Source organism: Candidatus Acidianus copahuensis (assembly GCF_000632495.1).
Lineage (GTDB): Archaea > Thermoproteota > Thermoprotei_A > Sulfolobales > Sulfolobaceae > Acidianus > Acidianus copahuensis.
On record NZ_JFZT01000015.1, the window covers coordinates 124,596 to 136,672 of the forward strand.

The following is a 12,077-nucleotide window of genomic DNA, read 5'->3' on the forward strand; positions in this document are numbered from 1 at the left end:
AAGTGGTTTAAAATGGAGGATGGATTTTCTCTTCTAGACTACGGATATAACTTTCATCCTAAAAATATTTTAGTAGCTGGTAATGAGAACGAAATGATTAAAGTTCCTATAGTAGGTATTATTATAAAATATAGAGATCTGAAAATTTTATTTGATACTGGACCAGATGCAAGGAAAAAATATCCTATTATGAAAGATCTAAATACTACGCAAAAGGAGGAAAATCTATTACCTAATCAGCTTAAATTGCTTAACCTAAACATTAAGGACATAGACCTTGCAATAATATCTCATTTGCATTATGATCACGCTGGATTTTTAGGAGCATTAAAAGGTGTTCCGATCATCATCCAAAAAGATGAATTAAGGTACGCGTATTATCCTGACTGGTTCTATAAAGATGTTTATCATAGGGAGGATTTTGATTTCCCAGATTTAGACTACAACATGATAAGTGGGGACTACAAAATTACTGACGAAATTAGAATAATCTCATTACCTGGCCATACTCCAGGAACACAAGGATTAGAGATAGATACCAACGAAAAAAGTGTAATTTTTGTTAGCGATGCGATATATACATTAGAAAACATATTTCCGACAAAGAAAAAACAAGGCTTCGACTGGAGTACAGCTCTTTGGGGTGAATCTGCAGATAAAGTAAAACTATTATCGATAATTAAGAAGGCTGAAGTATTTCCAGGTCATGACGTTCAGTTTTATTCCAAAAAAGAATATGCACCTTATGTATATAGAATTAATTGGTGATTAAGACGATAATCGGAACAGAGAATAAGGAAGTATATAATTTTAGAACACAGCCTGATATTTTAGAAGAAAGTAAAAATAAATATGGAGATAATGTAGCATTATCATTTTTTAAAAGAGAAATAACTTATGGACAGCTATTTAACATGGTAAACGGCGTTTCTAGACAACTCTCTGAAAAGATTAACAAAGGGGACGTTGTAATACTCTCTACTCAAAATATACCGCAGTTCATTATAGCAGAATATGCGATTTGGAATCTTGGAGGAATAGTTTTACCAGTAAATCCTCTGTATTCGAAACGCGAACTTGATTTCTTAATCAAAGACTCTAACGCTAAATTAATGATAGCTTCTTGCGAATCTACTAAGCACGATAGGATTGAACTAATGACTACAAATCCTAATACCTTTTTTGAAATACCTTATGAGTATAAGGAAAAGTGGAAATTAAACGATGATTGTGAGGAGATGTTGGAATTTAATGGTAAAAACGGAATCAAAAGGAATTTATCACCATCAGATATAGCGCTATTAGTTTATACTTCCGGAACAACTGGAATCCCAAAGGGTGTTCCGATAACCCACTCTAACATTTATGCGTCAAGTTTTATATATAAGGATTGGTTTGCCTTTAGCAGTAAGGATAAAGTTTTAGGGATTGCCCCATTCTTTCATATAACTGGACAAATATTTCACATTACAACTTCTATATTGTCCGGATCTTCAATCTCCACACTCTTTCGTTTCGATCCAAATCTAGCGCTACAATACGTGGAAGATGAGAAAACGACATTAACAATGTCAGTCGCCACGGCGTATAGGGGGATGTTAAACGCATTAGATAAGCAAGATTTATCGAGCATGAGGATGTGGTCCTCAGGGGGAATGCCAATGCCAGAGGTTTTAGAAGAAGAATGGAAAAAGAAAGTGGGAAGTTACATATACATGGCTTGGGGATTAACGGAGACTACTTCACCTGCCACCTTATGGCCATACCCTTATGACGGAAAATTACCAGTAGATAATGGGATAGTAAGCTCTGGGATTCCAGTATATGAGACTCAGATAGAAATAAGAGAAGACGATGAGATTTTCGTTAGAGGACCACAAGTTGTTAAAGGATATTGGAAACAGGGTGAATTTAAGGATGGTTGGCTACCGACCGGGGACGTCGGCAAGATTATTGGAAACTGGGTTTTCATTATAGATCGGAAAAAAGATATTATCGATACTTCTGGATTTAAAGTAATGCCTAGAGAAGTAGAGGAAATTATATATAAACATAAGGCAGTCGATGAGGTTGCTGTAGTAGGGATGCCTGATTCCTATAGAGGTGAAGCAGTAATTGCATATGTCAAGCTTAAAGACGGTTATACACAGTCAGAGGCATTGGCAAAGGATATAATTAATTTCTGTAGGATAAACCTTGCCCCTTACAAGGTTCCCAGAGAGATAAGGTTCGTAAGTAATATTCCTAAAACACCTTCAGGTAAGATAATGAGAAGAACGTTTAAGGAAGAGGAAAACACCAAATGAAAAAATTAATATTCATTCATCTTATTTAAAATTATCTTCAATATTATGAAAAAGTTCTAGATCCTCCAGAGAGTTCTTCAGCTTAACCCTATGAGATTTTACAATTTTTTATCATTATAAAATTTTCTTAAAATTTTATATTTTAATTTTAATAAAAATATATATTCAAAAAAATTAGATACTATGAGTTAGATTATCAATTCTTCCTCCATCTGGTACAAGTACTTGTCCTGTCATATATCTAGACTCTTCCCCCGCTAGGAATACCACAAAGTTCGCTATATCTTCAGGCTTTCCCGTAGTGTGTAGAACTGTTCTTTGCTGAAAGTATTCCCTCAATTTCTGTATTTCTTCTTCGCTCTTTCCTCCAATTGTCATATCTGTCTCTATCCATCCTGGAGCTACTGCATTAACTCTGATGTTATATTTTCCTAGTTCGAATGCTAATCTCTTAGTAAGCATTATAACACCAGCTTTAGTAACTGAGTAGAACGTTGTCCCATTAGCTGCAGTTCCTATTCCTGCATTTGATGCTATATTGATAATCGATCCTCCTCTATTTTTCATTAGCGGTAAAAAGGAAAGAGTGGAGTATATCACCCCATTAAGATTCACTTCTAACATTTTCCTATACTTTTCCTCGTTAAATTCCTCGAAAGGCATAAGATACCATAAACCGGCGTTATTTACTAAGACATCTACTTTTCCTTCTTGTTCCTTGATCTTTGATGATGCTTCCTCAAGTTGAGACCTTGATGATACGTCACATTTTATCGTCAAGATTCCTCTATCGTTCAGTGCCTTAGCTTCTTTTTCTGAGGTACTAAAAAGTACATAGACTGTATCTCCTAAAGAATGAAACTTTTCGGCTATTGATCTTCCAATTCCTCTTGTTCCACCGGTGACTACTACAACTCTATTCATAAGGATTTATTTACACAAAGAAATAAAGCGTTATCTCACATTTATATGTGAAAAATTTTTAAAATAAAATCAATATAAATAATCTCGATATTTAGAATTATTTTTAGTTATTTTATTATTAATAGATAGTTAATCTTTTAAGTTTTTACGTAGAAAGAAGTCCGGGTAAAAATTATGGCAAAAACCCTATTTCTAATAATGTCAGGAGATGAGAAAGCTGACCTAGCAATAAGAATGGCATATAGTTCAGCAAAAAACAAGAGATACGAAGACGTTAAGGTTCTCTTTTTCGGTCCGAGCCAAAAGAGGTTAACTCAACTAGAAGGTGATATCAAGAAAATGTTTCAAGAACTCCTAGATATGAAGGCTGTAGATTCTGCATGTGTAGGGATAGCAGATAATTTGAAAATAAGGCCAGATCTAGAGAAGATGGGAGTTCCTTTAATGCCTGCGGGGGAGAGAGTCGCGCTTTACGTAAACCAAGGATATGAAGTTATCACTGTCTAACAATTTTAAAGAAGAAATTAACAACGAAAGTAATAAAGGTTTTATCGTAAAATTTTCATGTTTTTCACCGTTAATCATGACTTCGATGGACTATAAATCATAAAATTAAATACTAGTCGGAATAATATTTTTCATGTTTCCGAGGATTGCGGAAATAATTCTCGAAGAGTCTCCTGTCCCTTTTTGGGACTGGTTAAAACAAGTAGGAGTAAAAGAAGCTGTAGGACTGCTTCCTCGAAGTCCACCAGACTGGAGAAAGGAAAGCATTGACACGCCTTGGAGTTACTCTTCCCTATCAAAATATAAAAGGATGCTAGGGGAAAACGGGTTAAAGTTAGTGGCGATAGAGGACAATCCTCCCATGACAAAGGTGAAACTGGGTCTTCCAGGTAAAGAGGAGGAATTAGACGCAATAGCAAAAATGATAGAAAATATGGGAAAATTAGGGATTGAACTCTGGTGTTATAATTGGATGCCATTGGGTTGGATAAGAACAAGAACTGGGCTTGCAGGACGAGGAGGTTCAAGGGTAACTGGTTACTTTCACGACGATCTTAAAGAAGATCCTCCCCCCTATTTTGGGAAAGTAGACTCTTCTACTCTTTGGAAATCTCTAAAGGATTTCCTAGATTATATAGTTCCAATAGCTGAACAAAGCAATGTAAAGTTAGCAATGCACCCAGATGATCCACCTGTAGATGAGGTAAGAGGAGTAGCTAGAATTATGAATTCAGTCGAATCTTACGATAGACTTTTATCTTTAAAAAAGAGCGACTACAATGGAATAACTTTATGCCAAGGTAATTTTACGTTAATGACAGACGATTTACCAGCTACAATAAGGCATTTTAACAACAAGATATTTTTCGTTCATTTTAGAGACGTCAAGGGAAATAAGTATAACTTTGTAGAGACTTTCATTGATGAAGGAAAAACAGATTTAGTAAAAGTTGCTAGAGCTTACCGTGAAATTAAATTTGATGGTATTATGAGGACGGATCATACTCCTACATTAACAGGAGATAAGGAGATCGTTCCAGGCTATTCTTATTTAGCTAGACTTCATGCTATAGGTTATATACAAGGACTATTTAGGGGAATACTTGATGACGAGAAGAGCTAGAGGTTTCATCTCTAACTTGGTTAAGTTTAAGGAAGACCAGCGCGAAGGTATATTACTCCATATTTTCTTTGTAAGCATGTTAAATTTCTCCTAACTCCTTGACCAACGTTTATTTTATTAAGGTTTAGTGATGTATCATATTTTTTTAATTCCCGTCTTTCACCTTTTTTCCTCATATTACGATAAGGTTAACTGATTTCCTCTATTTAGAGAAGTTTTTAGTTACTTAGCTAACTTTAAACAACCTTGCTAATACCCATCAAAGGACGTTACAGGTCTCACGTCTTAGATTTTAAAAACTTTTACCTCGTCTTAAAAGTTAGGGTTGATCTAATGTCAATTGATTATGGATTAAAGGATAAAGTTGCAATAGTAACTGGTGGATCCAAAGGTATTGGAGAAGGTATAGCTAAAAAGTTCCTAGATTTAGGAATGAAAGTTGTAATCATCGATGTATTCCCACCACGATTAAAGGATATTCTCTTCATAAGGTGTGACGTATCTAAGTCTCTTGAAGTTAAGGATGCAGTTGATAGAAGCATTAATGAATTTGGTCAAATAGATGTATTAGTAAATAACGCTGGAAAAGAACTTTATGGAAACGTTGTTGAGCTTCCTGAGGAGGTATGGGACGAAATAATTAACGTTAACCTTAAGGGTGCGTTCTTAATGAGCAAATACGTCATTCCTTATATGCTAAAGAAAGGGAAAGGAACTATCATAAATATTGGTTCTGTACAGTCCTTAACTCCAACTAGAAGGGCATCGGCATACGTTGCAAGTAAAGGAGGAATACTAATGTTAACGAAGTCCATAGCCCTAGACTTTGCCCCTAATATAAGATGCAACGCTGTTCTTCCGGGTTCGATTAGAACGCCTCTCCTTGAATGGGCTGCAGAACTTGAAGTAGGAAAGGAGAGGATTGAGGAGAAGATTGAGGAATGGGGAAAGGCTCATCTGCTTGGAAGAGTAGGAACTCCAGAAGAAGTGGCCAACGTTGTAGCATTTCTTGCTTCTGATCTATCCTCGTTTATTACGGGTCAAGCAATTGTCGTAGACGGAGGTCTTACCAATCAGATACCTATAAGTACTCCAAAATCCTAAATGATCCAGCAAAAGATCTCTTTTTTATAGCAAATACTTAAAGTTTAAACTAAAAATAAGTATACCTTTTGTCCATCTTCTGACCTCCTCCCCGCTCTAAAGAGCGAGGCTTTCAGTTGTAAAACTTGCTAGGGTCTTTTCCTTTGGAATTGTTTCTCTAGGAATCTCTTTTACCTACTATGAAATAAACACAATATTTTATATTGTTTGAGAATAAATTGTTGGGTATTCTTTCTCCTACTTCTTCAGGTATAGGACTAGCTGTCTTAGATCTTCTTAATCCCTTACCGTTTATTATCTATATACACCGAGTCAAGAACTTGTTAATCCTACTTTTTGCTTTATCATCGCCTTAAAATGCGAAATTTTCAAACATGTGATATAAAAGGAAACTATATCCGTAGAACCTGAACTGTTATTTATGGCGAAAGTAAGTTTTACGTAAAATTTTGGGGGTATTCAAACGCAGAGACATTTAAGACTTTACCATAGTGAGTTTATCTGAAGCGCTATGATCGTTCGTTAAGTGAAAAATTATTTTTTCCTTCCCAACATAATTGATTTCAGCTTCTGTAAATTCTTCGTGGATAAGTAACCTAATGGATAAGGCTAGAAGAGGAGAATTAGGCGGTATAAACTTACTTCTTACCCTTAGTTTTTCCTTAATCATAATAATGTTATCTTCCTCCTTAATTTCCATCTCTAGAAATTTTCCCTTTTTAACAAGATTTACTTCCTCCCTTCTGAGTAGTTCTAGTAATTCGTTAACCTTGAATTCTCTCAAATATATTTTAGGCATTGGAATACCGTCAGGAGAATAATATACATTATTGAAATGGCACTGTCGAACTAACCTGTTTAGCCCCCTCGCAATTTTTGTAACCTTACTATCCATCACTTTCCTTTTCTCCATAGGAAAACATTAGACTAACCTTATTATTAGCTTTTTAGAAAGATGCTGATTACCTTGAAGTCTCATCCTTTTATCTGCTGGTCTTCCTGTTCAGACAATTACATTTTAATGGGTTTGGATTTTACGGAGATTTATTGGTTGATTCATGAAATCCTTGGACTTTACAACGTTCTGAAAAAGATCATTATCACAATCCATTAGCGGGATAACTCGCCAACACCACTAGGGTTGTGGGAAAACCAGCACATCCTTAATTCCTCCCTTATCCTTCAGTCTTTCAAAGTGCGTTCTTCGGGACCTATCCATATCTGAGATAAATTAATATTATTTTTAGAATATATAAGTATCTTGAAAGGGAAAATTATAAAATGCATAAAAATGTCCCAGTATAAGCAAAACTGCTGATAACGGCGTTAAGTACATAGAAGCTGAATTAGATGGGGATGAAGGTACAGTGATAAAGAGAGTTTATAAGGTTAAGGATAAGACGGTGAGTGTAGAGTATTTTGAGGTAGAAGGTGAACAGCTTAAGGAACTGAACTTTAGGTGCAAAAGTTTGGAAGAGAGATATTATCTCAAGTAGTCAAGGTGTGTGAGAGCGAGAAAATAAAGGTTTTCGGATATGAAGATAGGTTTTTGATGATAAGGGAGGAGTTGCAGAATTCACACTATATAGAGTTATATTGAGGGGGACTCAGTAAGGATTAATGGGAGGATAAAGGTAGAGACAGAAAAGGTATACCTACTTTCCTTAAAAGGAAAAGAGGTTTGGGTGCCCAAAAGTATAGGAAAGTTGATTGAGAGTGGAATATAAGTGCCCTTACGGTTTGCTAAAAACAACTCATTAATGAACGAGAAAGAGTATAATCAACTTATCAGTGAAAAAATGAAGAAATTTGACGAGGAACTAGTTAAGATACCATTCCTTTAGAGGAAATGATGTTTTTCATCCTCAACTATCTCAGCTATCCTCCCTTTGATTTCGAAGTTCTTATAATAGAAGTCTAATGCCTGGCTCTCAACCTTATTAACTACTTTCTTTATTACACGCATTTCCATTAAGCCTACTACTAAACCTAAAATTAGGAGCCCATAATATGTGGGTTTCTCTAAATAGCTCTTTTTGAACTGCTTAAAATACTCCCAGTGACTTAACTCGTTTTTGTAAGCTCTAAAGAACCTTTCATTTTTACGTACCAGATATATACCCTTAGCTAGACCAGTAGCTCCAGCTTCTCCTAAAAGTGCTAAATAGTACTTGTCCATATGCTTATATTACAGTTTCCTTTTAAAAACGTGTTTAAAACCCTCCTTATAAGTACTATTTAACACTGAATACATATAAAGAACAGACTAAAAATACTTACTTTAATACTAGAAGTGATGTATAAAATTTCTTAAATCATTTTAGTATCTCCTTCCATAGGAAGAGTGGTAAAGGTTTATATTGGAATGTCATCCACTATTAAATTATGGATGAAAAGGTTGTTGATAAACAAGGAAGGGTATACTTAGGGAAGTGGTACTCTGGGAAAAAGGTGTTTGTCTTTGAGTTTAACGGTATGGTTATAATCACACCTTACTCTGTAGTAGCTGAAGAACTAAAGGACGTCGAGAAACAGGCCTTATCTAGAAGTCTGGACTTTAACGAAGAGGAGGCTTTGAAAGCGTCATGGAAGAACGTAGTGAAGTCCTTGACACAAACGTAATAATTTCAAAGAAAGAAATTGAAGGAATAGTAACATTACCAGTATTAATAGAACTGATGAACTACCTACTTGAACAGTATAATTACTATGCAGGGAAAGGAGAAAAGAGGAGGGCTATGGGCTACTTAAACGAGATATTAAATCTCCCAATACTATTACGAAGGGCAAGATTGTCAGGCTTCGATTTAGACGATGTGAGAGATATTGTTTATTATATTGTTGAAAGACACGTAGACCCTACTGACGCTTACTTAGCTTTAATTTCAAAGAAGTTTGGTTGGGTAATAGTGACTAAAGACAAGGACTTTGAGAGGCTTAGTGACGTAGCGAAGACTAGAGATCCCTAAAAGTCTGTCTTATTAAATTCAAAATGTAGAAGAATATCTCACAAAGTTCCTCTTTACTTTCAATGATCCAAGAGCTATAAATATCTCCTTTCCATATCTCGACCGTATCCCCTTTCTCTTATAAGTTTTTGCAGAGCGTCATAGACACCTTCAAACATTATTTTTCATCAACAAGAAATAAACCCCGTTAGCTAACCTTAACTCGTAAAGGACATGGGTGACCAAGATCGTTGTTCCTCTAAATTCTTTTATTATATTCCACAGTAGCCTTTCCTTGATACATCTATCATATTTATGGTCGTCTAAAATTAGTAATGAAGGGTTCTTTGCTATAGTAACTGCAAGTCAAACTAACTTATTCTCACCTCAAGATAACCACATTTTAAAGGAGTTACAGTCAATATCTAGTTTCTCACATCATTCCAAGGTCATTTCTTTCACTTTAGTAGATTTAACCCTTGATAGTCTTAGGGAAAATATATTACATCCATAACCTCATGATGAGGATAAGTTATAGAGTTTTGGAGTTCTGACCTCCTCCCCGCTCTAAAGAGCGAGGCTTTCAGTTGTAAAACTGTTTATGGTTCTAGGATAGATAAAGGTTTTTGGATGTGCTTCTATGATGAATCCCACATCAATGCCGTGCATTGCACAAAGATAGGGTGATATCCAAAGGGACCCTTACCGTTAATCCAGTTTCCTTGATCCCACATTGGAGTTAGATGTGCTATCAAGAAAGGTTTAAATGAAGAGAAAGCCCTAGAGGATACCTTGAAACGCACTAAACGACCTAAAGGTACCATCTAGAGACAAGCGGTAAATAACCAATTTTCTCTTTATCAATAGAGACTTTTACATCTCCAGAGTTCGATTTTATTATATCCATAATTATCTTAACATGGTTGTCTTACCCGCACCGTTTGGTCCCACTATAGCTACCTTTTTTCCTTGATCTATTTTAATGTTCATGTTTTTAGAACTGCAAACCTTCCATAGAACTTATAAATGTTTGTTAAAGTAACTGCCTCTGAATTCATTGCTATTCACTATGGAAAAATTGTCATTGAATGCATATGACTGTCCCTGTTTAAGCGAAACTATTGGCAACGGCTGAGTCCTACGTCCTTCACTCTCGGTTAAAATAAGGGTATTATAGGGATTTCAAGAACTCCATTCCTCTTCTAATTCCTTCTATCATACCGTAATAGTGAGAACCCTTTTTCTTTCCGAGAAAAACCTGATATTCATGAGCAACGTTAATCTCGCGGAGTTTTTCGTGCAGTTTCTCATTAGATAGCATAGTAGTTGTATCAAACCAGTTCACAGAGATAAATAGCTTCGTTTTAGATAAGTCGCTGTTTACCTTATTTATAGGAAATTCCTTTTTCCAAGCCGAATATAGGGATTCGTCTAGCGAGACCTTTTCGTTATCAATTTTCACTGTAGATAATAACTTTCCTTCAGAGAATAGGTTATCCATTGTCTCTAACATGTCCGTAAAATATGCTATTGCAGTGTCCTTATCTGAATCCATCATCTTGGCTAACAACTCAGAATTTCCTTTAACGTTGAAGAAGGATTTTCCGAACATTGAAGGGGCTGAAGAGACTATTACTGCATCAAATTTTTCTGGATATTTAGAGGCTATATTTAGAGCTCCCCACCCACCCATTGAGGCACCTGCTAAAATTACATGATTCACTTCCTTTGCGAACCTTTCAATAACTCTAAGGACAACATCCGAATAATTTCCATAAAACCACGAACCCTTCATAAGGTTAGAGAACCTATCGTCCTTTGAGACAAAGTTACATGGTTTACCGAGAGAACCGTCTGGTTCTACAACCATATAACCTTCTGGTATATCTATCAAGTTGAGGAACGGTTTACCCGGATGAAAACCATAAGGCTCTAAGACTACTATAAGCTTATTCTCCTTTCCTTTACGCATAATAATTGCCTCTTTCCCATCAAGGGATATCTTCTCAAACTCCATAATTTATATAACGTTAGAGATTTTAGAAAACTTTCGGATGTTACTATCACAACTAAAGCTAAGTATTAAAAAAAATACAGAGATGAAGTTCAGAAGTTTTTATGCTTATATTAATAGTTCAGTATGTGATTTCTGTCTGAGTAATCATCTGTCTTAAAACTGTTAATAAGGTCTTTAGATGCGAACGCCTAATAGTAAAGGAATTGTCATCCTGGGGTCTAGGATGAAATTCTCCATGGAGTTTCTCAGAATTTAGAAAATCTACAATAAGAGAATTTCTTCCCGTCTTATATGAAAGGTAGTCAATAATGGAGAAATAATCTTGATATGTTGAGATCTCGAAACCGAGCCTTAATCCTATTGCCTTCAAGATGAAAGATAAGGACTTCCAGTATGCCTCACCAGCACTTACTAGATCACCTTTCTCCTCTAAGAGATCCCCTCTTTTCTCCATTTCGTAACTAAGACTCTGAAGAACTCTTATTTCCTCTTCCGTATTTAGTGTGCTAAGGACGATATCAGTAAGAATATCCTCAATAGGCTTGTTGGAAATTTCTGATTTTTTCTTTAATTCAAGGTAAATTCCTTCTGGAATGTCTATTGAAGTCATATGTAATTATTATTTGAGGTTTATTTAAGTATACGCTTGCTTCACGCATATCCAATTATCTCAGAAAGGTGAAATGGTCAGAATACACATAGGAAAATAATCATTTTCTTCAGATAAGGTAATATTCGAACCACGTTGAATCTTTACAACTGAAAACTTCGCCCTTTGGGAGGTCAGTCCCAAACATTCAGTAAGATAAAAAAAGATAAAAATGTTATTCTATTTATAATCTAATGATAATTGCCGAAGGACTTACGAAATCCTTTGAGAAAAGGCAAATCTTAGACGTTACTTTCAACGTCGATAACAGATCTATCACTGGCTTTATTGGACCAAACGGTGCAGGGAAAACTACAACTATTAAGATACTCTCCGGTCTTCTAAGGAAGACCTCAGGAAAAGTAGAGGTCTTTGGAGAGGATCCGTGGAATAATCCTAAAGTCTACGAAAGAATGTCTGCAATATTCACAACGATATATCATCCTCAGGAAGTAAAAGTCTACGAATATCTAACAGACTTGGGGAGAATATATGGAAA

General features: G+C 35.5%; 15 protein-coding genes. 9 read left to right on the forward strand and 6 right to left on the reverse strand.

What is annotated here, in order from left to right:
* Window positions 1-12 precede the first annotated feature (12 nt).
* On the forward strand, window positions 13-768 hold the full coding sequence (locus CM19_RS01360) for an N-acyl homoserine lactonase family protein (protein WP_048098639.1): 756 nt from the start codon (window positions 13-15) through the stop codon (window positions 766-768).
* On the forward strand, window positions 765-2,306 hold the full coding sequence (locus CM19_RS01365) for an AMP-binding protein (RefSeq protein ID WP_235185588.1): 1,542 nt from the start codon (window positions 765-767) through the stop codon (window positions 2,304-2,306). Before CM19_RS01360 ends, CM19_RS01365 begins: the two co-directional genes overlap by 4 nt.
* A gap of 174 nt (window positions 2,307-2,480) precedes the next feature.
* Here CM19_RS01365 and CM19_RS01370 read toward each other — a convergent pair whose 3' ends face one another.
* Window positions 2,481-3,230 (reverse strand): SDR family oxidoreductase, encoded by a 750-nt coding sequence (locus CM19_RS01370; RefSeq protein WP_048098640.1) that lies wholly within the window; start codon window positions 3,228-3,230, stop codon window positions 2,481-2,483.
* Between the two features lie 174 nt (window positions 3,231-3,404).
* Between CM19_RS01370 and CM19_RS01375 the strand changes: the two genes are divergently transcribed.
* The 3 genes from CM19_RS01375 to CM19_RS01385 all read left to right on the forward strand — a co-directional run bounded on the left by CM19_RS01375 (window position 3,405) and on the right by CM19_RS01385 (window position 5,964).
* Entirely contained in the window at window positions 3,405-3,737 is a 333-nt protein-coding gene (locus CM19_RS01375) for a DsrE family protein (RefSeq protein WP_048098641.1), read from the forward strand.
* 133 nt (window positions 3,738-3,870) lie between these two features.
* Complete coding sequence (locus CM19_RS01380; protein WP_048098642.1) at window positions 3,871-4,860, forward strand: mannonate dehydratase; 990 nt, start codon at window positions 3,871-3,873, stop codon at window positions 4,858-4,860.
* A 333-nt stretch (window positions 4,861-5,193) separates the two neighbouring features.
* Window positions 5,194-5,964, forward strand: a complete 771-nt coding sequence (locus tag CM19_RS01385) for a glucose 1-dehydrogenase (RefSeq protein WP_235185589.1) — start codon at window positions 5,194-5,196, stop codon at window positions 5,962-5,964.
* Window positions 5,965-6,439: 475 nt separating this feature from the next.
* Here the strand turns inward: CM19_RS01385 and CM19_RS01390 are convergent, their stop codons facing one another.
* Window positions 6,440-6,877, reverse strand: coding sequence for a hypothetical protein (locus CM19_RS01390; protein WP_048098643.1), 438 nt, complete (start codon window positions 6,875-6,877; stop codon window positions 6,440-6,442).
* A gap of 454 nt (window positions 6,878-7,331) precedes the next feature.
* Between CM19_RS01390 and CM19_RS13395 the strand changes: the two genes are divergently transcribed.
* Complete coding sequence (locus CM19_RS13395) at window positions 7,332-7,460, forward strand: hypothetical protein (protein ID WP_268744922.1); 129 nt, start codon at window positions 7,332-7,334, stop codon at window positions 7,458-7,460.
* Window positions 7,461-7,804: 344 nt separating this feature from the next.
* On the opposite strand, the gene CM19_RS01395 is transcribed toward CM19_RS13395, so the two are convergent.
* Window positions 7,805-8,143 carry a hypothetical protein gene (locus tag CM19_RS01395; RefSeq protein WP_048098644.1) on the reverse strand — a complete coding sequence of 113 codons (339 nt, stop codon included), beginning with the start codon at window positions 8,141-8,143 and terminating at the stop codon, window positions 7,805-7,807.
* 206 nt (window positions 8,144-8,349) lie between these two features.
* On the opposite strand from CM19_RS01395, the gene CM19_RS12465 reads away from it, so the two are divergent.
* Both CM19_RS12465 and CM19_RS01405 read left to right on the forward strand, forming a co-directional pair.
* Window positions 8,350-8,586: a hypothetical protein gene (locus CM19_RS12465; RefSeq protein WP_052349403.1), complete on the forward strand. Its 237-nt coding sequence runs from the start codon at window positions 8,350-8,352 to the stop codon at window positions 8,584-8,586.
* Window positions 8,550-8,933: a PIN domain-containing protein gene (locus tag CM19_RS01405; protein ID WP_048098645.1), complete on the forward strand. Its 384-nt coding sequence runs from the start codon at window positions 8,550-8,552 to the stop codon at window positions 8,931-8,933. Before CM19_RS12465 ends, CM19_RS01405 begins: the two co-directional genes overlap by 37 nt.
* A gap of 888 nt (window positions 8,934-9,821) precedes the next feature.
* Here CM19_RS01405 and CM19_RS13510 read toward each other — a convergent pair.
* The 3 genes from CM19_RS13510 to CM19_RS01415 form a co-directional block, all read right to left on the reverse strand.
* Entirely contained in the window at window positions 9,822-9,902 is an 81-nt protein-coding gene (locus CM19_RS13510) for an ATP-binding cassette domain-containing protein (RefSeq protein ID WP_081801171.1), read from the reverse strand.
* 181 nt (window positions 9,903-10,083) lie between these two features.
* Window positions 10,084-10,929 carry an alpha/beta hydrolase-fold protein gene (locus CM19_RS01410; RefSeq protein ID WP_048098646.1) on the reverse strand — a complete coding sequence of 282 codons (846 nt, stop codon included), beginning with the start codon at window positions 10,927-10,929 and terminating at the stop codon, window positions 10,084-10,086.
* 118 nt (window positions 10,930-11,047) lie between these two features.
* Window positions 11,048-11,539, reverse strand: coding sequence for a PaREP1 family protein (locus CM19_RS01415; protein WP_048098647.1), 492 nt, complete (start codon window positions 11,537-11,539; stop codon window positions 11,048-11,050).
* A gap of 233 nt (window positions 11,540-11,772) precedes the next feature.
* Here CM19_RS01415 and CM19_RS01420 point away from each other — a divergent pair.
* The coding region (locus CM19_RS01420; protein ID WP_048098648.1) for an ATP-binding cassette domain-containing protein at window positions 11,773-12,077 on the forward strand (305 nt) is incomplete at its 3' end.

What these genes read in the sequence shown, in the direction of transcription:
- CM19_RS13510 (WP_081801171.1), bottom strand. Translation starts at nt 9,902, where the DNA reads ATGAACATTAAAATAGATCAAGGAAAAAAGGTAGCTATAGTGGGACCA.
- CM19_RS01395 (WP_048098644.1), bottom strand. Translation starts at nt 8,143, where the DNA reads ATGGACAAGTACTATTTAGCACTTTTAGGAGAAGCTGGAGCTACTGGT.
- CM19_RS12465 (WP_052349403.1), top strand. Translation starts at nt 8,350, where the DNA reads ATGGATGAAAAGGTTGTTGATAAACAAGGAAGGGTATACTTAGGGAAG.
- CM19_RS01385 (WP_235185589.1), top strand. Translation starts at nt 5,194, where the DNA reads ATGTCAATTGATTATGGATTAAAGGATAAAGTTGCAATAGTAACTGGT.
- CM19_RS01390 (WP_048098643.1), bottom strand. Translation starts at nt 6,877, where the DNA reads ATGGAGAAAAGGAAAGTGATGGATAGTAAGGTTACAAAAATTGCGAGG.
- CM19_RS01405 (WP_048098645.1), top strand. Translation starts at nt 8,550, where the DNA reads ATGGAAGAACGTAGTGAAGTCCTTGACACAAACGTAATAATTTCAAAG.
- CM19_RS01370 (WP_048098640.1), bottom strand. Translation starts at nt 3,230, where the DNA reads ATGAATAGAGTTGTAGTAGTCACCGGTGGAACAAGAGGAATTGGAAGA.
- CM19_RS01410 (WP_048098646.1), bottom strand. Translation starts at nt 10,929, where the DNA reads ATGGAGTTTGAGAAGATATCCCTTGATGGGAAAGAGGCAATTATTATG.
- CM19_RS01375 (WP_048098641.1), top strand. Translation starts at nt 3,405, where the DNA reads ATGGCAAAAACCCTATTTCTAATAATGTCAGGAGATGAGAAAGCTGAC.
- CM19_RS01380 (WP_048098642.1), top strand. Translation starts at nt 3,871, where the DNA reads ATGTTTCCGAGGATTGCGGAAATAATTCTCGAAGAGTCTCCTGTCCCT.
- CM19_RS01360 (WP_048098639.1), top strand. Translation starts at nt 13, where the DNA reads ATGGAGGATGGATTTTCTCTTCTAGACTACGGATATAACTTTCATCCT.
- CM19_RS01415 (WP_048098647.1), bottom strand. Translation starts at nt 11,539, where the DNA reads ATGACTTCAATAGACATTCCAGAAGGAATTTACCTTGAATTAAAGAAA.